Annotated in this window: 22 protein-coding genes; 18 read left to right on the forward strand and 4 right to left on the reverse strand. The window is 55.6% G+C overall.

Going from position 1 to position 20,662, the window contains the following annotated elements; all coding sequences use genetic code 11:
* Window positions 1-163: 163 nt before the first annotated feature.
* From rpsH to bfr, 15 genes are all read left to right on the forward strand, one after another.
* A complete protein-coding gene (gene rpsH, locus AO242_RS07060) occupies window positions 164-556 on the forward strand; it encodes a 30S ribosomal protein S8 (RefSeq protein ID WP_027898305.1) in 393 nt (130 codons plus the stop codon).
* Window positions 557-568: 12 nt separating this feature from the next.
* Window positions 569-1,102: a 50S ribosomal protein L6 gene (gene rplF / locus AO242_RS07065; RefSeq protein ID WP_027898306.1), complete on the forward strand. Its 534-nt coding sequence runs from the start codon at window positions 569-571 to the stop codon at window positions 1,100-1,102.
* A 10-nt stretch (window positions 1,103-1,112) separates the two neighbouring features.
* Window positions 1,113-1,463 (forward strand): 50S ribosomal protein L18, encoded by a 351-nt coding sequence (rplR, locus tag AO242_RS07070; protein WP_027898307.1) that lies wholly within the window; start codon window positions 1,113-1,115, stop codon window positions 1,461-1,463.
* 3 nt (window positions 1,464-1,466) lie between these two features.
* Complete coding sequence (gene rpsE / locus AO242_RS07075) at window positions 1,467-1,967, forward strand: 30S ribosomal protein S5 (protein ID WP_003186035.1); 501 nt, start codon at window positions 1,467-1,469, stop codon at window positions 1,965-1,967.
* A gap of 2 nt (window positions 1,968-1,969) precedes the next feature.
* The gene (gene rpmD, locus AO242_RS07080) at window positions 1,970-2,146 is read left to right on the forward strand and encodes a 50S ribosomal protein L30 (protein ID WP_003186033.1); all 177 of its coding nucleotides are present in this window, start codon (window positions 1,970-1,972) and stop codon (window positions 2,144-2,146) included.
* A gap of 3 nt (window positions 2,147-2,149) precedes the next feature.
* The gene (gene rplO, locus AO242_RS07085; RefSeq protein ID WP_027898308.1) at window positions 2,150-2,584 is read left to right on the forward strand and encodes a 50S ribosomal protein L15; all 435 of its coding nucleotides are present in this window, start codon (window positions 2,150-2,152) and stop codon (window positions 2,582-2,584) included.
* Window positions 2,585-3,913 carry a preprotein translocase subunit SecY gene (gene secY, locus AO242_RS07090; RefSeq protein ID WP_027898309.1) on the forward strand — a complete coding sequence of 443 codons (1,329 nt, stop codon included), beginning with the start codon at window positions 2,585-2,587 and terminating at the stop codon, window positions 3,911-3,913. It abuts the gene before it with no gap.
* 28 nt (window positions 3,914-3,941) lie between these two features.
* Window positions 3,942-4,058, forward strand: a complete 117-nt coding sequence (gene rpmJ / locus AO242_RS07095) for a 50S ribosomal protein L36 (protein WP_002555468.1) — start codon at window positions 3,942-3,944, stop codon at window positions 4,056-4,058.
* A gap of 130 nt (window positions 4,059-4,188) precedes the next feature.
* Window positions 4,189-4,545 (forward strand): 30S ribosomal protein S13, encoded by a 357-nt coding sequence (rpsM, locus tag AO242_RS07100; protein WP_027898310.1) that lies wholly within the window; start codon window positions 4,189-4,191, stop codon window positions 4,543-4,545.
* Window positions 4,546-4,575: 30 nt separating this feature from the next.
* Window positions 4,576-4,965 carry a 30S ribosomal protein S11 gene (gene rpsK / locus AO242_RS07105; protein WP_002555466.1) on the forward strand — a complete coding sequence of 130 codons (390 nt, stop codon included), beginning with the start codon at window positions 4,576-4,578 and terminating at the stop codon, window positions 4,963-4,965.
* A gap of 18 nt (window positions 4,966-4,983) precedes the next feature.
* Window positions 4,984-5,604 (forward strand): 30S ribosomal protein S4, encoded by a 621-nt coding sequence (gene rpsD / locus AO242_RS07110; RefSeq protein WP_025262045.1) that lies wholly within the window; start codon window positions 4,984-4,986, stop codon window positions 5,602-5,604.
* Between the two features lie 22 nt (window positions 5,605-5,626).
* Entirely contained in the window at window positions 5,627-6,628 is a 1,002-nt protein-coding gene (locus AO242_RS07115; RefSeq protein WP_003176403.1) for a DNA-directed RNA polymerase subunit alpha, read from the forward strand.
* Between the two features lie 42 nt (window positions 6,629-6,670).
* Entirely contained in the window at window positions 6,671-7,057 is a 387-nt protein-coding gene (gene rplQ, locus AO242_RS07120; RefSeq protein WP_008145500.1) for a 50S ribosomal protein L17, read from the forward strand.
* A 181-nt stretch (window positions 7,058-7,238) separates the two neighbouring features.
* Complete coding sequence (locus AO242_RS07125) at window positions 7,239-8,687, forward strand: catalase (protein WP_099268177.1); 1,449 nt, start codon at window positions 7,239-7,241, stop codon at window positions 8,685-8,687.
* Between the two features lie 154 nt (window positions 8,688-8,841).
* Window positions 8,842-9,306, forward strand: coding sequence for a bacterioferritin (gene bfr / locus AO242_RS07130; protein WP_027898312.1), 465 nt, complete (start codon window positions 8,842-8,844; stop codon window positions 9,304-9,306).
* Between the two features lie 95 nt (window positions 9,307-9,401).
* On the opposite strand, the gene uvrA is transcribed toward bfr, so the two are convergent.
* Entirely contained in the window at window positions 9,402-12,236 is a 2,835-nt protein-coding gene (uvrA, locus tag AO242_RS07135; protein ID WP_099268178.1) for an excinuclease ABC subunit UvrA, read from the reverse strand.
* 191 nt (window positions 12,237-12,427) lie between these two features.
* Between uvrA and AO242_RS07140 the strand changes: the two genes are divergently transcribed.
* Both AO242_RS07140 and AO242_RS07145 read left to right on the forward strand, forming a co-directional pair.
* Window positions 12,428-13,822, forward strand: a complete 1,395-nt coding sequence (locus AO242_RS07140) for an MFS transporter (RefSeq protein WP_027898314.1) — start codon at window positions 12,428-12,430, stop codon at window positions 13,820-13,822.
* Window positions 13,823-13,831: 9 nt separating this feature from the next.
* Window positions 13,832-14,368: a single-stranded DNA-binding protein gene (locus tag AO242_RS07145; RefSeq protein WP_027898315.1), complete on the forward strand. Its 537-nt coding sequence runs from the start codon at window positions 13,832-13,834 to the stop codon at window positions 14,366-14,368.
* 212 nt (window positions 14,369-14,580) lie between these two features.
* Here AO242_RS07145 and AO242_RS07150 read toward each other — a convergent pair whose 3' ends face one another.
* From AO242_RS07150 to AO242_RS07160, 3 genes are read right to left on the reverse strand one after another with little or no spacing between them, the layout of a single operon-like run.
* On the reverse strand, window positions 14,581-15,060 hold the full coding sequence (locus AO242_RS07150) for a nuclear transport factor 2 family protein (protein WP_099268179.1): 480 nt from the start codon (window positions 15,058-15,060) through the stop codon (window positions 14,581-14,583).
* 29 nt (window positions 15,061-15,089) lie between these two features.
* Window positions 15,090-15,683: a TetR/AcrR family transcriptional regulator gene (locus AO242_RS07155; RefSeq protein ID WP_099268180.1), complete on the reverse strand. Its 594-nt coding sequence runs from the start codon at window positions 15,681-15,683 to the stop codon at window positions 15,090-15,092.
* A gap of 44 nt (window positions 15,684-15,727) precedes the next feature.
* A complete protein-coding gene (locus AO242_RS07160; protein WP_099268181.1) occupies window positions 15,728-18,079 on the reverse strand; it encodes an FdhF/YdeP family oxidoreductase in 2,352 nt (783 codons plus the stop codon).
* Window positions 18,080-18,308: 229 nt separating this feature from the next.
* Here AO242_RS07160 and AO242_RS07165 point away from each other — a divergent pair, with 229 nt between their 5' ends.
* Complete coding sequence (locus AO242_RS07165; RefSeq protein WP_099268233.1) at window positions 18,309-20,447, forward strand: mechanosensitive ion channel family protein; 2,139 nt, start codon at window positions 18,309-18,311, stop codon at window positions 20,445-20,447.
* Window positions 20,448-20,662 lie beyond the last annotated feature (215 nt).

Genomic DNA, 20,662 nt, shown 5'->3' on the forward strand with positions numbered 1-20,662 from the left:
TCAAGCCTGAATTTGAATCAAGCCCCTATTGGGGCTTGATTCATTTCCGGGGTACGCCTAGAATTGCCGGCTCGCCTGAGCCCGTGTTTTTCATTTGCCCGGAATTCTCGGCGATAAGCTGTAGCCGCAAGGCTAATTATTTTGTATTAGGAGCGTCTAGCCCATGAGTATGCAGGACCCGTTAGCGGACATGCTAACTCGTATCCGTAATGCCCAGATGGCTGAAAAGCCCGTCGTAAGCATGCCATCTTCCACTGTGAAGGTTGCTGTAGCCAAAGTCCTGAAAGACGAAGGTTACATTGCGGGTTATCAGATCAGCAGCGAAACAAAACCGCTGTTGTCTATCGAGCTGAAGTACTTCGAAGGCCGTCCAGTCATCGAAGAAGTGAAGCGCGTAAGCCGTCCAGGCCTGCGTCAGTACAAGTCCGTCGATGATCTGCCAAAAGTTCGTGGCGGTCTCGGTGTGTCTATCGTCTCCACCAGCAAAGGTGTGATGACGGATCGTGCTGCGCGCGCTGCCGGTGTCGGCGGCGAAGTGCTTTGCACAGTGTTCTAAGGGGGGATAAGCATGTCACGCGTAGCTAAGAACCCCGTTAAGTTGCCAGCAGGCGTCGAAGTTAAACTCGTCGGCCAGCAGCTTTCGGTGAAGGGCGCCAAAGGCACTCTAGATCTGAACATCCATTCGTCCGTTGAGATTGTTGAAGAAGCTGGTGAGCTGCGTTTCGCTGCTCGCAATGGCGATCAACAGACTCGCGCAATGGCCGGCACCACTCGTGCACTGGTTAACAACATGGTCCAGGGCGTAAGCCAAGGCTTCGAGCGTAAGCTCCAGCTGGTCGGTGTTGGTTACAAAGCGCAAGCAAAAGGCACAGTGCTGAACCTGGCTCTTGGCTTCTCGCACCCAGTGGATTACGACCTGCCGGAAGGCATCACCGCTGAGACTCCCAACCAGACCGATATCTTCATCCGAGGTATCGACAAGCAGTTGGTTGGTCAAGTGGCCGCTGAGATCCGCGACTTCCGCCGTCCTGAGCCGTACAAAGGCAAAGGTGTGCGTTACGCAGACGAAGTCGTCCGCCGTAAAGAAGCCAAGAAGAAGTAGGGCATAGCAAATGACCGTCAAAAAAGTTACCCGACTGCGTCGCGCTCGCAAAGCACGCCTGAAAATGCACGAGCTAGAAGTCGTGCGTCTCTGCGTGCACCGCTCTTCGCAGCACATTTATGCCCAGGTCATTTCGGCCGACGGCAGCAAAGTCCTGGCGAGCGCCTCGACTTTGGACAAAGAACTGCGTGATGGTGCCACTGGCAACATCGACGCGGCCACTAAGGTTGGCCAGCTGGTTGCTGAGCGTGCGAAAGCCGCCGGCGTATCACAAGTGGCTTTCGACCGTTCTGGCTTCAAGTACCACGGCCGCGTCAAGGCGCTGGCTGATGCTGCTCGTGAAGGCGGGCTGGAGTTCTAAGTTATGTCAAATAACGACCAAAAACGCGACGAAGGCTACATTGAGAAGCTGGTTCAAGTTAACCGCGTTGCAAAGACTGTAAAAGGCGGCCGTATCTTCACTTTCACCGCGTTGACCGTGGTTGGTGATGGTAAAGGGCGTGTTGGTTTTGGCCGTGGCAAGTCACGTGAAGTGCCTGCTGCGATCCAGAAGGCGATGGAAGCTGCTCGCCGCAACATGATCCAGGTTGATCTGAATGGCACTACTCTGCAGTACGCAATGAAGTCTGCCCATGGCGCTTCGAAGGTGTACATGCAGCCTGCCTCTGAAGGTACCGGTATCATCGCTGGCGGCGCTATGCGCGCAGTGTTGGAAGTTGCTGGTGTTCAGAACGTATTGGCCAAGTGCTACGGCTCGACTAACCCTGTAAACGTGGTTCACGCCACTTTCAAGGGTTTGAAAGCTATGCAATCTCCTGAGTCTATTGCTGCCAAGCGCGGCAAAAGTGTCAAGGAGATCTTCTGATCATGGCTACCGTTAAAGTAACGCTGATCAAAAGCATGACCGGTCGCATTCCTAACCACAAACTGTGTGTTAAAGGTCTGGGTCTGCGTCGCATCGGTCACACTGTAGAAGTGCTGGATACTCCTGAGAATCGCGGGATGATCAACAAGGCTTACTACATGCTGCGAGTCGAGGGTTAATCGATGAAACTCAATGATCTGAGTCCAGCGCCGGGTTCCCGTCGCGAAAAGCATCGTCCGGGCCGTGGTATCGGTAGTGGTTTGGGTAAGACTGGTGGCCGTGGCCACAAAGGTCAAACCTCCCGCTCCGGTGGCACTATTGCTCCGGGCTTTGAAGGCGGCCAACAGCCGCTGCATCGTCGCCTGCCAAAATTCGGCTTCGTTTCCCTGAAGGCCATGGATCGCGCAGAAGTGCGTTTGTCCGAGCTGGCTAAAGTGGAAGGCGACGTTGTAACTGTGCAGTCCCTGAAGGATGCCAACGTGATCAACCAAAACGTACAGCGTGTGAAAATCATGCTGTCCGGCGAAGTTAATCGCGCTGTCACCATCAAAGGTATCGCAGCCACCAAAGGTGCGCGTGCGGCTATCGAAGCAGCTGGCGGCAAGTTCGAGGAATAAATGGCTAAGCAAGGTGCTCTCTCTGCGCTCGGCAAAGGCGGTATGTCTGAACTCTGGGCTCGTCTGCGTTTTCTGTTCCTGGCGATTATCGTCTACCGAATAGGCGCACACATCCCGGTTCCAGGTATTAACCCGGAGCGACTCGCAGACCTGTTTCGACAGAATGAGGGGACCATTCTTAGCTTGTTCAACATGTTTTCCGGCGGTGCGCTGGAGCGGATGAGCATTTTTGCACTGGGGATCATGCCGTACATTTCGGCATCGATCATCATGCAATTAATGACAGCCGTCAGCCCACAGCTGGAGCAGTTGAAGAAGGAAGGGGAAGCTGGCCGTCGCAAGATCAGCCAGTACACCCGCTACGGCACCGTTGTCCTGGCCTTGGTTCAAGCTATCGGCATGTCCGTTGGCCTGGCCGGTCAGGGCGTCGCGTTCTCTGCAGACATAGGCTTCCACTTCGTTGCTGTCACCACCTTTGTGGCTGGTGCGATGTTCATGATGTGGCTAGGCGAGCAGATTACCGAGCGCGGTGTTGGTAACGGTATCTCGATGTTGATCTTCGCAGGTATCGTCGCCGGTCTTCCGAGAGCAATCGGGCAGTCTTTCGAGTCTGCTCGCATGGGTGACATCAATATCTTCGCCCTGGTTGCTATCGGTTTGCTGGCAGTAGCGATTATCGGTTTCGTGGTGTTCATTGAGCGTGGTCAGCGTCGTATTGCTGTTCACTACGCCAAGCGTCAGCAGGGCCGTAAGGTTTTTGCTGCGCAGACTAGCCACTTGCCGCTGAAAGTGAACATGGCTGGCGTTATTCCAGCTATTTTCGCGAGCAGCATTTTGCTGTTTCCGGCGTCGTTGGGTGCCTGGTTTGGTCAGTCTGAAGGTATGGGCTGGTTGCAGGACATCTCGCAGTCGATCGCTCCTGGTCAGCCGTTGAATATTCTGCTGTTTAGTGCAGGGATTATTTTCTTCTGCTTCTTCTATACGGCGTTGATGTTCAATCCGAAAGACGTAGCGGAAAACCTGAAGAAGTCCGGTGCCTTTATTCCGGGTATCCGTCCAGGTGAGCAGTCTGCGCGCTATATTGATGGCGTTCTGACCCGCTTGACCATGTTCGGTGCTCTATATATGACGGCCGTCTGCTTGCTGCCCCAGTTCCTGGTGGTTGCAGCAAACGTACCGTTCTACCTTGGCGGGACCTCGTTGCTGATCGTGGTAGTGGTTGTGATGGACTTCATGTCCCAAGTACAATCGCACCTCGTTTCGCACCAGTACGAATCCCTGATGAAGAAAGCCAACCTGAAGGGCTACGGCAGCGGCATGTTGCGCTGATGTACCCATAAGGTTCGAGGAGCTGGTAATGAAAGTTCGTGCATCGGTGAAAAAGCTGTGCCGCAACTGCAAGATTATTCGCCGCGAAGGTGTTGTTCGAGTAATTTGCAGCGCGGAACCACGTCACAAACAGCGCCAAGGCTGAGTGTGATCTGTGCTTAAGCCCAGCAGCTAGTGCGCTGCTGGGTTGATTATTTGTTATTACAGCGATATTATCTCGCGCCCTATTTCTTGGCTTCCGGGGCGTAGGTAGCTGTCAATTGGAGTCCCACTGAATGGCCCGTATTGCAGGCGTTAACATTCCAGATAACAAGCATACTGTTATCTCGCTGACCTACATCTATGGTGTTGGTCGCACCACTGCACACAAGATCTGTGCAACCACTGGGGTTAACCCAGCGGCAAAGATCAAAGATCTGAGCGACGAGCAGATTGAACTACTGCGTGGCGAAGTGGCGAAGTTCACCACTGAAGGTGACCTGCGTCGCGAAATCAACATGAAAATCAAGCGCTTGATGGACTTGGGCTGCTACCGCGGTCTGCGCCATCGTCGTGGTCTTCCAGTACGCGGTCAGCGTACCAAGACTAACGCGCGTACTCGCAAAGGTCCGCGTAAGCCGATCCGCAAGTAATCGCATTAGCGCAACGACAGGAATTTAGTCATGGCAAAACCTGCTGCTCGTCCTCGTAAAAAAGTTAAAAAGACGGTGGTTGATGGCATCGCCCACATCCACGCTTCTTTTAACAACACAATCGTCACCATCACCGATCGTCAAGGTAACGCGCTGTCCTGGGCTACCTCCGGCGGTTCGGGTTTCCGCGGTTCTCGCAAGTCCACGCCGTTCGCTGCTCAAGTAGCTGCTGAACGTGCTGGTCAAGCTGCGCTGGAATATGGTCTGAAGAACCTCGACGTTAACGTCAAAGGTCCAGGTCCAGGTCGTGAGTCTGCTGTCCGTGCATTGAACGGCTGTGGCTATAAGATCGCCAGCATCACCGACGTGACGCCAATCCCGCACAACGGGTGCCGTCCGCCGAAGAAGCGCCGCGTGTAATCCAGGAGACTGTAGAAAATGGCTCGTTACATTGGTCCAAAATGCAAGCTTGCTCGTCGTGAAGGCACCGATCTCTTTCTGAAGAGCGGCGTTCGCGCGATCGAATCCAAGTGCAACATCGAAGCAGCTCCAGGTATCCACGGCCAGCGCCGTGGCCGTCAGTCCGACTACGGCACCCAGCTGCGTGAGAAACAAAAAGTTCGTCGTATCTATGGCGTACTCGAGCGTCAATTCAGCGGTTACTACAAAGAAGCTGCCGGCAAGAAAGGCGCTACTGGTGAGAACCTGCTGCAACTGCTCGAATGCCGTCTGGATAACGTTGTATACCGTATGGGCTTCGGCTCGACTCGTGCTGAATCCCGTCAATTGGTTTCGCACAAGTCGATCAGCGTGAACGGCAAAACCGTAAACGTTCCGTCGTATCAGGTTCGTGCCGGTGACGTGGTTGCTATCCGCGAGAAAGCCAAGAACCAACTGCGCATCGTCCAGGCTCTCGATCTGTGTGCCCAACGTGGCCGCGTAGAATGGGTAGAAGTAGACACTGAGAAGAAATCGGGCGTTTTCAAGAACGTTCCAGCTCGCAGTGATCTGTCCGCCGACATCAACGAAAGCCTGATTGTCGAGCTCTACTCCAAGTAAGGGCTAGAAAATAGGTGCATCCATGCAGATTTCGGTAAATGAGTTCCTGACACCCCGCCACATTGATGTGCAGGTTGTCAGTCCAACCCGCGCCAAGATTACTCTCGAGCCTCTCGAGCGTGGTTTTGGCCATACCCTGGGCAACGCGCTGCGCCGCATCCTGTTGTCCTCCATGCCCGGCTGTGCAGTAGTCGAGGCCGAGATTGACGGTGTACTCCATGAGTACAGCGCCATCGAAGGTGTACAGGAAGATGTAATTGAAATCCTGTTGAACCTTAAAGGTCTGGCTATCAAGCTGCACGGTCGAGACGAAGTTACGCTGACCTTGTCGAAGAAGGGTTCGGGGGTGGTTACCGCTGCCGATATTCAGCTGGATCATGATGTCGAGATCGTTAACCCCGATCACGTAATCGCTAACCTGGCGTCTAACGGCGCCCTGAACATGAAGCTCACCGTAGCTCGTGGTCGTGGTTATGAACCGGCAGACTCGCGTCAGAGCGATGAAGATGAAAGCCGCAGCATTGGTCGCTTGCAGCTTGACTCTTCGTTCAGCCCGGTTCGCCGTATCGCATACGTGGTGGAAAACGCCCGTGTCGAGCAGCGTACTAACCTGGACAAGCTGGTTATTGATCTGGAAACCAACGGTACTCTGGATCCTGAAGAGGCTATCCGCCGCGCTGCAACCATTCTGCAACAGCAGTTGGCTGCGTTCGTCGACCTCAAAGGTGACAGTGAGCCAGTGGTAATCGAACAGGAAGACGAGATCGATCCGATCCTGCTCCGTCCGGTTGACGATTTGGAATTGACTGTACGTTCGGCCAACTGCCTCAAGGCGGAGAACATTTACTACATCGGCGACCTGATTCAGCGCACCGAAGTAGAACTGTTGAAGACTCCAAACCTTGGCAAGAAATCCTTGACTGAGATCAAGGACGTCCTGGCCTCCCGTGGTCTGTCCCTCGGCATGCGCCTCGACAACTGGCCGCCGGCAAGTCTTAAGAAGGACGACAAGGCGACTGCCTGATCGTCGTAATCACCGAACGTTGTGTTTGGTAAGGAATGAACCATGCGTCATCGTAAAAGTGGTCGTCACCTGAGCCGGACTAGCTCCCACCGTAAGGCCATGTTTCAAAACATGGCGGTGTCGCTGTTCGAGCACGAGCTGATCAAAACTACATTGCCGAAAGCTAAAGAACTGCGTCGCGTTGCTGAGCCGCTGATCACTTTGGCTAAAACAGACAGTCTGGCTAACCGCCGTCTGGCTTTCGACCGTACTCGTTCGAAAGCAATCGTTGGTAAGCTGTTCAACGATCTGGGCAAGCGTTATGCAACCCGCGAGGGTGGCTATCTGCGCATCCTGAAGTGCGGTTTCCGCACTGGCGACAACGCGCCAATGGCGTATGTCGAGCTGGTTGATCGTCCTGCTGGCGGCGAAGCTGTATCCGCTGAGTAAGACGTCAGTCTGAAACGAAGAACCGGGCCTAGTGCCCGGTTTTTTGTTTTCAGGATTCGGTGATTTCGTATTGTCTGTGACTATCGAAGACTAAGATTTAATAAATTTCGCTGTGTAACAGAAGTGGACAATAATCCCTGCCATGCCGATTAGCCGGTCGTTTATGCCAGAGGAATTATTAATGAGCCAGCCCAAGACTCTCACCACCGCCAGCGGCGCACCTGTAGCAGATAACCAGAATTCCCGTTCCGCTGGTCCTCGTGGCCCGTTACTGCTTGATGATTTTCATCTGATTGAGAAGCTTGCCCACTTCAATCGTGAAAACATCCCTGAGCGTCGTGTGCACGCGAAAGGTTCTGGCGCTCACGGCACCTTTACTCTCACCCGCGATATCACCCAATACACCAGTGCTAATCTGTTCAATACCGTGGGTAAACAGACCCCGATTTTTCTGCGCTTCTCTACTGTCGGTGGTGAACGTGGTTCTGCTGACACTGAGCGCGATCCTCGTGGTTTCGCACTGAAGTTCTACACAGAAGAAGGCAACTGGGACATCGTTGGCAACAACACACCGGTTTTCTTTATCCGTGACCCGCTGAAATTCCCGGACTTTATCCACACGCAAAAACGCCAGCCGCAGACCAACCTGAAGAATGCGCAAATGATGTGGGACTTCTGGTCTCATTCCCCTGAGGCGCTGCACCAGGTCACCATCCTGTTTTCAGATCGCGGTATCCCGGATGGTTATCGCCACATGCACGGCTTCGGTAGCCACACTTACAGCCTGATCAGCGCTGCTGGTGAGCGTCACTGGGTTAAATGGCACTACAAGACCCAGCAAGGCATCAAGAACCTTACGCCGGCCGATGCTGCGCGCATTGCGGGAACGGATCCTGATTACGCTCAACGGGACTTGTTCACCGCCATTGAACAAGGCGACTTCCCGAAGTGGACCGTCTGCATTCAATTGATGACCGAAGCTCAAGCGGCAGCCCATCACGAGAATCCTTTCGACGTGACCAAAACCTGGTCGCAGAAAGAGTACCCGCTGATCGAAGTCGGTGAGATCGAGCTCAATCGCAACCCGCTTAACTATTTTGCTGAAGTTGAACAAGCGGCATTTGGTCCAAGCAACATGGTTCCGGGTGTAGGCCTGTCTCCGGATCGCATGCTGCAAGGGCGCGTTTTCGCATACGCCGATGCGCACCGCTACCGGGTGGGCACCAATCACCAGCACTTGCCAATCAACGCACCCCGGAATCCGGTTCATAGCTACCAGCGTGATGGTGCGATGGCTTTCGGTACTAACGGTGGTTCAGGGCCAAACTACGAGCCTAACAGCTACTCAGATGCACCGAAGCAGGCTCCGCATTATGCTGAGCCATCGCTGGCCCTTAGCGGCGCAGCTGATCGTTATGATCATCGTGAAGATGGCGATTACTACAGCCAGGCGGGCAAGTTGTTCAACCTGATGAGTGCCGACCAGAAAGCACTGTTGATCAACAATATTGCAGGCACGATGGCCGATGTTTCTAGCGATGTCGTGCAGCGTCAGTTGCAGCATTTCTACAAAGCCGATGCTGCTTACGGCGAGGGTATTGCGAAAGCGTTGGGCGTATCGCTGATGTAAGTCTAAGTGATAAACGGAACCGCCCTCATTTGGGCGGTTTTTCGTATCTGATCACCGATTTTTCGCTGCTTTTTGTCGATTTTTATCACTTTGGACAGTGACCTTCGCAAGCGGTTGGTTCAGACTATGCACTTTCAGGCAGGAGACGTGGGCGATGCTAGGCCACCCGGAAGTAATCGATTATCTCAATACGCTGCTGGTGGGCGAATTGGCAGCGCGTGACCAATATTTCGTTCATTCGCGTATGTACGAAGACTGGGGCTTCACCAAGCTCTACGAACGTATCAATCACGAGATGGAAGAAGAGGCACAGCACGCCGATGCTCTGATGCGTCGTATCTTGATGCTCGAAGGCACTCCGCGCATGCGTCCGGACGATCTAGATGTCGGTACTACGGTCCCAGAGATGTTTGCTGCTGATCTGCGTCTTGAGTACAAGGTCCGTGCTGCGCTGTGCAAGGGCATTGAGCTCTGCGAGCTGCACAAGGATTATGTAACGCGTGAAATCCTCCGTGTTCAGTTGAACGATACCGAAGAAGATCACACCTACTGGCTCGAAAAGCAGTTGGGTCTGATCAAGACCATCGGCCTGGAAAACTACCTGCAGTCGCAATTCTGATTCGTAGGCAAGTCAAGCCGTATAAACAAGCCGCATAAAAAAGCCCCTGCACTTTTACGTGACAGGGGCTTTTTGATTCTAGCGGCCTGACAATGTCAGGCTTTGTCCCTGAGCAGCAGAGGCTTGAGATAGTGACCTGTGTAGGATTGCTCCATTTCAGACACCTGCTCCGGCGTACCTACGGCAATGATCTGTCCGCCTTTGGAGCCGCCTTCCGGACCAAGGTCCACAAGCCAGTCGGCAGTCTTGATCACATCAAGGTTGTGCTCGATGACCACCACGGTATTACCGTGGTCGCGTAAACGATGCAGAACGTCCAGCAGTTGTTGGATATCTGCGAAGTGCAGGCCTGTGGTCGGCTCATCAAGGATATACAGCGTTTTGCCGGTATCGCGCTTGGACAGCTCGCGAGACAGCTTCACCCGTTGAGCTTCGCCGCCAGACAACGTAGTCGCAGATTGACCCAGCTTGATGTAAGACAGGCCCACATCCATCAGGGTCTGTAGCTTGCGCGCCAGCGCTGGAACCGCATCGAAGAACTCGCGTGCTTCTTCGATGGTCATTTCAAGCACTTCGTGAATGCTCTTGCCCTTGTATTTGATCTCAAGGGTTTCGCGGTTGTAGCGCTTGCTCTTGCACACATCGCACGGTACGTAGATATCCGGCAGGAAGTGCATCTCGACCTTGATCAGGCCATCACCCTGACACGCCTCGCAGCGGCCGCCCTTGACGTTGAAAGAGAAACGCCCTGGTCCGTATCCGCGGGAGCGCGACTCAGGTACCCCTGAGAACAGCTCGCGAATCGGCGTGAACAGACCGGTGTAAGTTGCCGGGTTGGAGCGAGGGGTACGACCAATCGGGCTTTGATCGATGTCCACGACCTTGTCCAGATGTTCCAGACCTTTGATGCTGTCGTGGGTCGCAGCTTCCAGCGTCGTGGCGCCGTTCAGTGCGGTTGCACTGAGCGGGAACAGCGTGTTGTTGATCAGCGTCGATTTGCCCGAACCTGAAACACCGGTCACGCAGGTCAGCAAGCCAATGGGGATTTCCAGATCAACGTTGCGCAAGTTGTTGCCGCGAGCACCCTTGAGGGTCAGTGACAGCTTCTTATTGCGGGGTGTGCGTTTGGCCGGGACGGCGATCTTCACCCGACCTGACAGGTACTTGCCCGTGAGCGAGTCAGGGTGCGCCATGACCTCGTCCGGCGTTCCCTCGGCGACAATGTGCCCGCCATGCACGCCAGCGCCTGGGCCGATGTCGACCACATAGTCTGCAAGGCGAATCGCATCTTCATCGTGCTCGACCACGATCACCGTGTTGCCGATGTCACGCAGGTGCTTGAGGGTGCCCAGCAACCGGTCATTGTCCCGCTGGTGCAGGCCAATCGAGGGTTCGTCGAGGATGTACATGACACCGACGAGACCCGCGCCAATCTGGCTGGCGAGCCGGATACGCTGCGCTTCACCGCCCGAGAGCGTGTCAGCGCTGCGATCCAGCGTCAGGTAATCAAGACCGACGTTGACGAGGAACTCGAGACGCTCGCGGATCTCTTTAAGAATCTTGTCAGCAATTTCACCGCGACGTCCCGTCAGCTTCAGCTCACCGAAATAGTCGGTCGCATCACCGATTGGCATGTTCGTAACGGCAGGCAGCGTCTTCTCGCCAACCCAAACGTGACGGGCTTCGCGACGCAGGCGTGTACCGCGGCAATCCGGGCAGGGCTGCGTGCCGAGAAACTTGGCCAGCTCTTCGCGCACAGTCGCCGATTCGGTCTCCCGGTAGCGACGCTCCAGGTTGGGCACGATGCCTTCGAACGGGTGGGCGCGTTTGACGATGTCACCCCGATCGTTCAAATAGCGGAAGTCGACATTCTGTGAGCCGCTGCCATTGAGCAAGGTTTTCTGAATATCACCTGGCAGTTCCTTGAACGGTACTTCCAGGCTGAAATCGTAGTGTTTGGCCAGCGAACCGAGCATCTGGAAGTAATACACGTTGCGCCTGTCCCAGCCGCGTATAGCGCCTTCAGCCAGGGTTAGCTCTGCGTTTACCAGACGCTTGATGTCGAAAAACTGCTTAACGCCCAAGCCATCGCATGTCGGACATGCGCCGGCCGGGTTGTTGAAGGAAAACAGTTTGGGTTCCAGTTCGCTGATGGCGTGGCCGCAGATCGGACAGGCGAAGCGGGCAGAGAAAATCATCTCTTCCCCGGGCTCGTCATCCATTGGCGCAACCCAGGCGATACCGTCAGCCAGTTTCAGCGCTGTCTCAAAAGACTCCGCCAAACGCTGTTGCAGATCGGCACGCACCTTGAAACGGTCGACAACCACATCGATGGAATGCTTCTTCTGCTTATCAAGCTTTGGCAGCTCATCGAGTTCGCACAGACGGCCATCTACCCGGGCGCGGACGAAGCCTTGTGCGCGCAGCTCTTCGAACACTGACAAGTGCTCGCCCTTGCGCTCACGGATCACCGGGGCCAGCAGCATCAATTTGCTGCCCTCAGGTTGCGCCATTACCAGGTCAACCATCTGGCTGACGGTTTGCGCTTCCAGCGGAATGTCGTGATCCGGGCAGCGAGGCTGACCAACGCGAGCATAAAGCAGGCGCAGGTAGTCGTAGATCTCGGTGATCGTGCCCACGGTCGAACGCGGGTTGTGTGAAGTCGATTTCTGCTCGATGGAAATGGCCGGCGACAGGCCTTCGATGGTATCGACGTCCGGCTTTTCCATCATGGAAAGGAATTGCCGGGCATACGCGGAAAGCGATTCGACATAGCGCCGTTGCCCTTCGGCGTACAGGGTGTCGAATGCCAGCGATGACTTGCCAGAACCGGAAAGCCCGGTAATGACGATCAGCTTGTCGCGTGGCAGGGTCAGGTCAATGTTCTTCAGGTTGTGGGTTCGAGCCCCACGAATCAGGATCTTGTCCAAAATGGCCTCGCACGGCGGGCGTCGAAAACGTAGGAGTATACGGAAAAAACACTGGATGGATGCACACTATATGAATAGCTGTCTTAGCCGTAAATGAAGACTGTGTCATCTAGGCGTGTCATAGCGTCGCGATATACCCCGTCAATCGATGGGACTGGTAGAATCGCCGCCGGTTCACACGAGGTTTTTCCATGCACGATCCCCACAGCGAGAGAATGAGCGGCGGCGAGACCCGCGCAGCAGGCGGTCTTGCGCTGGTATTTGCGTTTCGCATGCTTGGCATGTTCATGGTCCTGCCTGTGCTTGCGACCTATGGCATGGACCTGGCGGGAGCCAGCCCGGCGTTGATCGGCCTCGCAATCGGCGCTTATGGCCTGACTCAGGCGTTCCTGCAGATTCCCTTCGGGATTATTTCCGACCGTATCGGACGGCGTCCGGTTATCTATTTCGGCTTGATCATTTTCGCCTTGGGCAGCGTCCTGGCAGCGAGTGCAGATTCGATCTGGGGCATCATTGCCGGGCGTATTCTGCAGGGTGCCGGTGCCATCTCCGCAGCGGTCATGGCCTTGCTCTCGGATCTGACCCGGGAGCAGCATCGCACCAAGGCAATGGCCATGATCGGCATGACTATTGGTCTTTCGTTTGCGATCGCCATGGTGGTCGGGCCGATCCTGACCAGCGCCTTTGGCTTGTCCGGTCTGTTTCTCGCAACCGGTGCGATGGCCTTGGTGGGGATTTTCATTGTTGCGTTCGTGGTGCCGAAAAATACCGTCACCTTGCAGCACCGCGAATCGGGAGTAGCACGTCAGGCGTTAGGGCCGACCTTGCGTCATCCTGATCTTCTTCGACTGGATTTGGGTATCTTCGTGTTGCACGCGATGCTCATGTCAAGCTTTGTGGCCTTGCCGCTGGCACTGGTGACAAAAGCCGGTTTGCCCAAGGAAGAGCACTGGTGGGTCTATCTCACGGCACTGCTGATTTCATTTTTCGCAATGATCCCATTCATTATTTATGGTGAGAAAAAGCGTCAGATGAAGCGTGTGCTCATCGGTGCAGTCACCGTATTGATGCTCACTGAACTATTCTTCTGGGAGTTTGGGAACACGTTACGAGCACTGGTCATCGGGACAGTGGTATTCTTCGTCGCGTTCAACCTGCTGGAAGCGTCTTTGCCGTCATTGATCAGCAAAGTTTCACCGGCTGGCGGAAAAGGTACGGCGATGGGGGTTTATTCCACCAGCCAGTTCCTTGGTTCGGCCGCAGGTGGGATACTCGGCGGCTGGTTGTTCCAGCATGGCGGGCTCGACGTGGTGTTCCTTGGTGGTGCTGCGATGGCCGCCATCTGGCTAGCGGTTGCAGTGACCATGCGTGAACCGCCTTACGTGACGAGCCTGCGTCTGCCCTTGTCGCCTGAAGCCCTGCGTGATGCGGGCCTGGCGGACAGACTGAAGGCCGTGGAAGGCGTAACGGATGCAGTGGTGGTTGCCGAAGAGGCAGCCATCTATATCAAATTGGATACAAAACTATTGGATCGCGCGTCTCTGGAACGGATGGTCAACCCAGCCACCCAAGCGTGCGAAGCCTAGGAGAACGTTATGGCCCGTGGGGTTAACAAAGTTATATTGGTCGGCACATGCGGCCAGGATCCCGAAGTTCGCTACCTGCCTAACGGTAATGCCGTGACCAACCTGAGTCTGGCGACCAGCGAACAGTGGACTGACAAACAGACCGGTCAGAAAGTCGAAAAGACTGAATGGCACCGTGTGTCGATGTTCGGCAAAGTCGCCGAAATCGCTGGCGAATACCTGCGCAAGGGTTCCCAGGTCTACATCGAAGGCAAGCTGCAGACCCGCGAGTGGGAAAAAGACGGTATCAAGCGTTACACGACTGAAATCGTCGTCGACATGCAAGGCACCATGCAACTGCTGGGCGGCCGTCCACAAAACGACGGCGCTCCTCAAGGGCAAGGTGGCGGCAATTATCAGAATTCCGCTCCACGTCCTCAGCAATCGCGTCCACAGCAGTCCGCGCCACAGCAACAGCCACAGCGCGAATCCCGTCCTGCTCCGCAGCAGCAAGCGCCACAGCCGGCCGCCGATTTCGACAGCTTTGATGACGATATTCCGTTCTAACCAACTCGCTTCGTCTGGCTGACGAAAAAGCCTGCAGCGTTCATTCGTTGCGGGCTTTTTGTTGGGCGTGCATATGACAGATTGCACGTTGTAGGAGCTGCCGATGGCTGCGATTCAGACAGTCTCAGGATAACTTCGCAGCTTTCGGCAGCTCCTACAGGTCCAATGTTTGCGGAGAGTCAGCGCGGTGCCATGGGCAACGGAGCTTTCTGTTACAACCCCAACTCCGACAACCCCGGATGATCATCCGGACGCCGACCCAGCGGCCAGTGGAACTTGCGCTCCGACTCTTTGATCGGCATGTCGTTGATGCAGGCGAAGCGGTTGGCCATCAGGCCATTCACGTCGAACTCCCAGTTTTCGTTGCCGTATGAGCGGAACCAGTTGCCCGAGTCATCGTGCCATTCGTAGGCGTAGCGCACGGCGATACGGTTATCGGTGAAGGCCCATAATTCTTTGATCAGCCGGTAGTCCAGCTCCTTCGCCCATTTGCGAGTCAGGAAGGCTTTGGCTTCGTCCCGGTTAGTCGCGAACTCTGTGCGGTTGCGCCATTTAGTATCCAGTGTGTAGGCCAATGCGACTTTTTCGGGATCGCGACCATTCCAGCCATCTTCGGCCAAGCGGACTTTTTGGATGGCGGACTCCCGAGTGAAGGGCGGCAAAGGCGGGCGGGTTTCAGTGCTGGGTGACATGGCAAAACCTCTGGACGGACAGTGGGGGATCAGCTTGCAGTGGGCGCAGGCTTTTTCGTTAAGGCATTCAAGAGCAATTGCGCCATGTCGCGGGCGCTGTCGGCGGCATTGTGGTCGCCCATGACCAAGGCAAGGGTGATGGCGCCGTCGATCAGGATCAGCAGTTGTTTGGCCAGCACATCGGGCTGTTCGATGTTCAATTGCTGGCAGAGCTCCAGTGCGTAATCAAAAAGCTTCTGTTTGTGGGCTTTTGCCAACTGACGGATTGGATCTTCAGCGTCGCCGATCTCACCCGCCGTATTGATAAATGCGCAGCCACGAAAGCCTTCCGATTCAAACCAGCCTTTGAGCACGGTGAACATTTCCAGAATGCGCGCTTCAGGGCTCGTGGCCTTATCGGTCTCAGTGCGAAACCAATGCATCCAGCGAACATCGCGCGCGCTAAGCGCGTTCACGGCCACGTCTTCCTTGGTCGCGTAATATCGGTAGATGCTTTTGCGCGCCACGCCGGAAGTACGCACCAGCAAGTCCATGCCCATGGCATGAATCCCGTTGGTGTAGATCAGTTGCTCGGCGGTTTGCAGGATTTTGTCCTGAACAGCGGTGGTCGATGTCTTATTCATGGTCGAAGGGTAGAACGATCGTTCTACCCTGTCAAACGTATCCCTTAAACCACCTGATCAGTTTTCGGGATCGCCCGTTTGCGTTGCACAGAGTCTGGCTCTGCACGGATAAGGGTGATTGGGATGGATTTGGCGGCGGGGACCTTACTCCGTTCTGCGTAGTGCCAAAGCGGCACTAACGGATTGCATTCCGGGTAATACGCCGCGCTGCATCCTTCGGGAATGTCATAAGCGATGATTTGCATTGGCCCGGCTTCTCGCGGTGTTTCCGGTTCTACCGCTGTCTTTAGCAATACCCAATCACCTGCGGTAAAGCCGAGCCGTACGATGTCGTTACGATTCATGAAAATCACCGAACGTGTACCGCTGACGCCCCGAAAGCGATCTTCATAGCCATAGATCGTGGTGTTGAATTGGTCATTGCTGCGTAGCGTCATCAGTTGCAGAACATCATGGAAATCAGATCCCGGGCTGACGTCACTGTCTTCATCAAGGGATTGTGGAGTGATGAAATGGGCACGCCCGCTCTCGGTTTTCCATTCACGCTGAATGGCCGGGATCGGTTTATGAAAGCCACCGGTTTGCCACATCCGGGTTTCCATATCATGAAAAATTTCCGGGTACACGGTCGCGATGGCCTGGCGAATCTTGCTGTAGTCACTGCGCCAGGCATCCCAGTCTATGTGCTCGGTTCCCGTCAGTGTCGCTTCGGCCAGGCCCGCAATGATCGCGGTCTCGGCGCGCAATTGTTCGCTCGCCGGTTCGCTGGTGCCTTTCCAGCCATGAATGCAGCCAGTGCTGTCTTCTGTGCTATAGCTTTGTGCGTGACCGTTCTGGCGGTCGATTTCAATCTTGCCGAGGCACGGTAGCAGCCAAGTGTTTTTCGCCGTAACCAGGTGGGTGCGGTTGAGCTTGGTGGCAATTTGTACGCTCAGTTGCAGATTTTTCCAGGCAGGTTCCATGCGTGAGGTGTCGGGAATCGCCCGGAGAAAATTACCGCCCAGACCGATGAAACCGCGCACGCTGCCGTCAACGATGCCTTCGCAGGTTTCCACGGTCGCACGCCCTTTGTTTTTCGGGACCTGAAACCCGAACGACTTCTCAATGTTATCCACAGGCACCTTGCCTGGGTCTTCAGTGATGCCGACGGTTCGCTGACCTTGCACATTGGAATGACCGCGCACCGGACAGATACCAGCACCGGGTTTGCCGATGTTACCGCGCAGCATCAGCAGGTTGACCAGCATCTGTACGGCTTCAACCCCTTTACGGTGTTGAGTGATGCCCATTCCGTAAACAACGATGGTCCGTTCGCTGGCGGCATAAACCGTCGCCGCCGCCTCCATGGCCTCACGAGTGAGCCCCGAGCGTTCCTTCAGGGTGTCCCATCCGCAGTTACGTACCGTATTGATAAATTCGGCGAAGCCTTCGGTATGTTGGCCGATGAACGTTTGATCAATCACTGGAGGCTCGCCCTTGATCAGTGCGGTCTTGTCGATTTCCAGCAATGCCTTGGCTATGCCCATGACGGCTGCAATGTCACCGCCTATTGCTACCTGATGGTACTGGGTGCTGATCACTGTCGAGTCTGGACCGAGCATCTGGACAGGTGATTGCGGATTGACGAAGCGTTCCAGTCCTCGTTCCCGGATGGGGTTGAACGTGATGATCGGCACATTTCGACTGCGTGCCTCTTGCAGATCATGAAGCATGCGCGGGCTGTTGCTGCCTACATTCTGCCCAAAGAAAAAGATGCACTCGGTCTGCTTGAAGTCCTCTAGCGTCACAGTCCCTACGGGGACGCCAATGCTTTCCTGCAATCCCACCGAGGTGCTTTCGTGGCACATGTTGGAGCTGTCTGGCAGGTTGTTTGTCCCGTAAGCTCTGGCGAAGAGCTGGTACATGAAGGAGGTTTCAAGGGAGGCGCGCCCTGAGGCATAAAACGCGACGCTATCCGGGTCCAGGTTTTTTAGCTGCGTGCCTATCTCGAGATAAGCCTGCTCCCAAGTGGTTTCGCGGTAATGGTCAGTTTTGGGGTCGTAGCGCATCGGGTGGGTCAGGCGGCCATTCTGCTCGAGGTCGTAATCGGGCAATTGCAGCAGCTCTGTGACTGAGTGGTGGGCAAAGAACTCAGGGCCGGTTTTCAGTGAGGTCAATTCCCAGGCTGTGGCTTTTGCTCCGTTTTCGCAGAACTCCAGCGCGTGAGGTTTGCCGGGTTTGGCCCACGCACAGCTGACACAGGCGAAGCCTCCCGGCTTGTTTTGCCGGGTCAGCGCACCCGTCCCTTTGAGCAGTGTCTGTTCACGCCAGAGAATACTCATGACCGACATGGCGGAGCCCCAACCTCCTGCTGCCATTTTGTAAGGTTTATAGCGTGTCCGGGGATGAATGAGCATCAGGGTTTCCTCTTGCCGAACAGCCGCGCTGAACGTCTTATGCAACTCTGACGTGGGGGCCTATGGAAGGTTCGCTGTGCTTTCTCCAGTGGTTGTCATTGGATTGGCAGGCGAAAACCGAACTTGTCCGCCGTATACGAATCAGTTCCTATTGCCTGACAGACAGAGCCCTGACCATCGAGGAGTGCCCCGCGTTTTGTTGAACTTCAAGTCCATCGTCCTGCTTTGCATGCTGCTCGTTGCTGGCAGCTTTAACGTGCAGGCTGCCGAGCAAGCGGCTGCCGCTCCTGCTGCGTCTGCAGATGCAGCACCTGATACTCCCGAGACACCTGCTGCACCGGAAATTCTCGTGCAGGGCGGTTTGCTTGGCGTCCTCAGTTCCAGCATTGATGATGTGCAGGAAACCCTGTCGCTGGATGGCCGACTGCTCGACAGCTGGCGCCTGCGCGCAGACCGGGCGGCCGATGAGCTGGACAAGCTGGTCAACAAGCCGACCTCGCGTTCCAAGTGGGGCGTTGTCGGCGACTTCCTGATGCTCTCGGTGGTGTGGATCGGCGCTTTCGCCGCATTGACTACGCTCGGCAGTTTCGTCGCCATGCGCCTCAGCCGCCGCCCGTTTTTCCAGGTACGTGAACGCAGTCAGGCGTTGCTTGGCTATGTATTGCCCTACACCTTGCCCGCGTTGATCAGCCTGCCTCTGACCCTATACGCCAGTCACTTCCTGACGGCTTCGGTGGGGCGTGCGTTGGCGCTGTGTCTGGCTTACTCCACCAGTAGCGGCATCGTCTCCACGTCAGTGTTGTTGTGCGTGATCGTCATGTTCAACTACGGGCACAAGCGTGCTGCGGTGCGAATGATTCGCCGCTTCAGCCCGAAGCCGCTGTTTGTTATCGGGTTTATGGCGGCCCTCAGCGACGCCTTGACCAGCCCGCAGATCGCTCGCCAGATTGGCAACAACGTCACTACCAGCGTTGCGGTGTTTACCGGGCTGTTTGCATCAGTCGTGTTCTGCATGTTGGTAATCAAGGTGCGTCGCCCTATCGCGCATCTCATACGCAATCGCTCGCTAAGCAGCCGCCTGGCACGACCCGCACTGCAAGAGTCTCTGAAGGTGTTCTCAAACCTTTGGTATCTGCCGATTCTGCTGATGATTCTGGTTTCCGCGGTGAATCTGATTGGTGCAGGGGAAGACAGTCAGAAGGCTTTGCGTTGCGCGTTGTTCACAACGGTATTGCTGATTGCTACGGTGTTTTTGAGTACGGTTTTCCAGCACCTGTTCAAACCCACGACGGTTGAAGGGCGTGGTGGGCATATCTACAAGGCGCGGTTGCTGAATCTGGCCCACGGGCTGACGCGGATTGTTCTGGCGGTCGCGTTTATCGAGATCCTCGGTCAGATCTGGGGTTTTTCGCTGTTCGAGTTTGCCCAGAGCAACAGCCTGGGACGAGCCATCGGTGAATCGCTGAGCAGCATTGGTCTGATCTTCATGGTCACCTGGATGCTGTGGGTGGTGCTCGACACCGCGATTCAGGAAGCACTGAAAACTCCGATCAATCATCGGTCGTCTCGTCAGCCGAGTACGCGAATCAAGACGATTCTGCCGCTGTTGCGTAATGCGATAAAAATCATTTTGGTGGTGATCTGCGCCATCACCACCATGGCCAACCTGGGCATCAACGTCGCGCCACTGCTGGCGGGTGCGGGGGTGGTCGGCCTGGCGATTGGTTTTGGCTCTCAGCAATTGGTGCAGGATGTCATCACCGGTCTGTTCATCATCATTGAAGACACCTTCTCCATTGGCGACTGGGTGGTACTCAGCACCGGCCATTCGGGAACGGTTGAAAGCCTGACTATTCGCACCGTGCGTCTGCGTGACGGCAAAGGCTTTGTACATTCTGTGCCGTTCGGCCAGATAAAGGCAGTGACTAACCAGTCCCGGCAATTTGCTTACGCGTTCTTCTCGGTGCAGTTCACCTACGATTCCGACATCGACAGCGCGCTGTCCCTGATTCGTGAAGCCGGCCAGTCAATCAGCGAAGACATCCTGCTCAAGGGCAATCTGCAAGGGCCGCTGGAAGTTTTCGGTGTGGATCGCATGGACCTCAACGGCGTGGTGCTCACGGCGCAGTTCCGGACCTCTTCAGGCGGGCAGTACGCCGTTGGCCGTGCGTTCAACGAGCGTTTGAAAAAGCTTGTGGATAAATCCGATGACGTTCGCTTCGCGCAAACTTATCCACAGACGGTGATCAGCCCGAATGCGGGGCATGTACAGCAGCTTTCTGTCGACAGAGATGCGCAACCCGCGTCGGGCAAAGGCAATGTGGTGAACGTTGATGGCTCGGAGAGCCCGCCCGTGAAACCCGGCTGACTTCTGACTGGTGGGAGCAGAGCTTGCTCGCGATCGAGGCGCCGCGGAGCAGCTGCCTGACGAGTCATTCTTCATCGCGGGCAAGCCCGGCTCCCACAGTTCCTGCGCCCCCTCGTAGGACCGGCTTTAGCCGACCCGCCTGTAGGACCGGCTTTAGCCGGGAGGACGTCAGTACATCGGCTAAAAATCCATCGCCAGAAATACTGCCCTCCCGG

This window comes from Pseudomonas sp. ICMP 561 (assembly GCF_002699985.1).
Classification (GTDB): Bacteria; Pseudomonadota; Gammaproteobacteria; order Pseudomonadales; family Pseudomonadaceae; genus Aquipseudomonas; species Aquipseudomonas quasicaspiana.

Excerpts from the sequence above, each read along its gene's own strand:
- rpmD (WP_003186033.1), top strand. The coding sequence starts at position 1,970 with ATGGCTACCGTTAAAGTAACGCTGATCAAAAGCATGACCGGTCGCATT.
- AO242_RS07150 (WP_099268179.1), bottom strand. The coding sequence starts at position 15,060 with ATGTCACCCAGCACTGAAACCCGCCCGCCTTTGCCGCCCTTCACTCGG.
- rpsE (WP_003186035.1), top strand. The coding sequence starts at position 1,467 with ATGTCAAATAACGACCAAAAACGCGACGAAGGCTACATTGAGAAGCTG.
- rplQ (WP_008145500.1), top strand. The coding sequence starts at position 6,671 with ATGCGTCATCGTAAAAGTGGTCGTCACCTGAGCCGGACTAGCTCCCAC.
- bfr (WP_027898312.1), top strand. The coding sequence starts at position 8,842 with ATGCTAGGCCACCCGGAAGTAATCGATTATCTCAATACGCTGCTGGTG.
- AO242_RS07125 (WP_099268177.1), top strand. The coding sequence starts at position 7,239 with ATGAGCCAGCCCAAGACTCTCACCACCGCCAGCGGCGCACCTGTAGCA.
- rplO (WP_027898308.1), top strand. The coding sequence starts at position 2,150 with ATGAAACTCAATGATCTGAGTCCAGCGCCGGGTTCCCGTCGCGAAAAG.
- AO242_RS07145 (WP_027898315.1), top strand. The coding sequence starts at position 13,832 with ATGGCCCGTGGGGTTAACAAAGTTATATTGGTCGGCACATGCGGCCAG.
- AO242_RS07155 (WP_099268180.1), bottom strand. The coding sequence starts at position 15,683 with ATGAATAAGACATCGACCACCGCTGTTCAGGACAAAATCCTGCAAACC.
- AO242_RS07115 (WP_003176403.1), top strand. The coding sequence starts at position 5,627 with ATGCAGATTTCGGTAAATGAGTTCCTGACACCCCGCCACATTGATGTG.
- rpmJ (WP_002555468.1), top strand. The coding sequence starts at position 3,942 with ATGAAAGTTCGTGCATCGGTGAAAAAGCTGTGCCGCAACTGCAAGATT.
- rplF (WP_027898306.1), top strand. The coding sequence starts at position 569 with ATGTCACGCGTAGCTAAGAACCCCGTTAAGTTGCCAGCAGGCGTCGAA.
- secY (WP_027898309.1), top strand. The coding sequence starts at position 2,585 with ATGGCTAAGCAAGGTGCTCTCTCTGCGCTCGGCAAAGGCGGTATGTCT.
- AO242_RS07140 (WP_027898314.1), top strand. The coding sequence starts at position 12,428 with ATGCACGATCCCCACAGCGAGAGAATGAGCGGCGGCGAGACCCGCGCA.
- rpsK (WP_002555466.1), top strand. The coding sequence starts at position 4,576 with ATGGCAAAACCTGCTGCTCGTCCTCGTAAAAAAGTTAAAAAGACGGTG.
- rpsM (WP_027898310.1), top strand. The coding sequence starts at position 4,189 with ATGGCCCGTATTGCAGGCGTTAACATTCCAGATAACAAGCATACTGTT.
- rpsH (WP_027898305.1), top strand. The coding sequence starts at position 164 with ATGAGTATGCAGGACCCGTTAGCGGACATGCTAACTCGTATCCGTAAT.
- rplR (WP_027898307.1), top strand. The coding sequence starts at position 1,113 with ATGACCGTCAAAAAAGTTACCCGACTGCGTCGCGCTCGCAAAGCACGC.
- AO242_RS07165 (WP_099268233.1), top strand. The coding sequence starts at position 18,309 with ATGCTGCTCGTTGCTGGCAGCTTTAACGTGCAGGCTGCCGAGCAAGCG.
- AO242_RS07160 (WP_099268181.1), bottom strand. The coding sequence starts at position 18,079 with ATGCTCATTCATCCCCGGACACGCTATAAACCTTACAAAATGGCAGCA.
- rpsD (WP_025262045.1), top strand. The coding sequence starts at position 4,984 with ATGGCTCGTTACATTGGTCCAAAATGCAAGCTTGCTCGTCGTGAAGGC.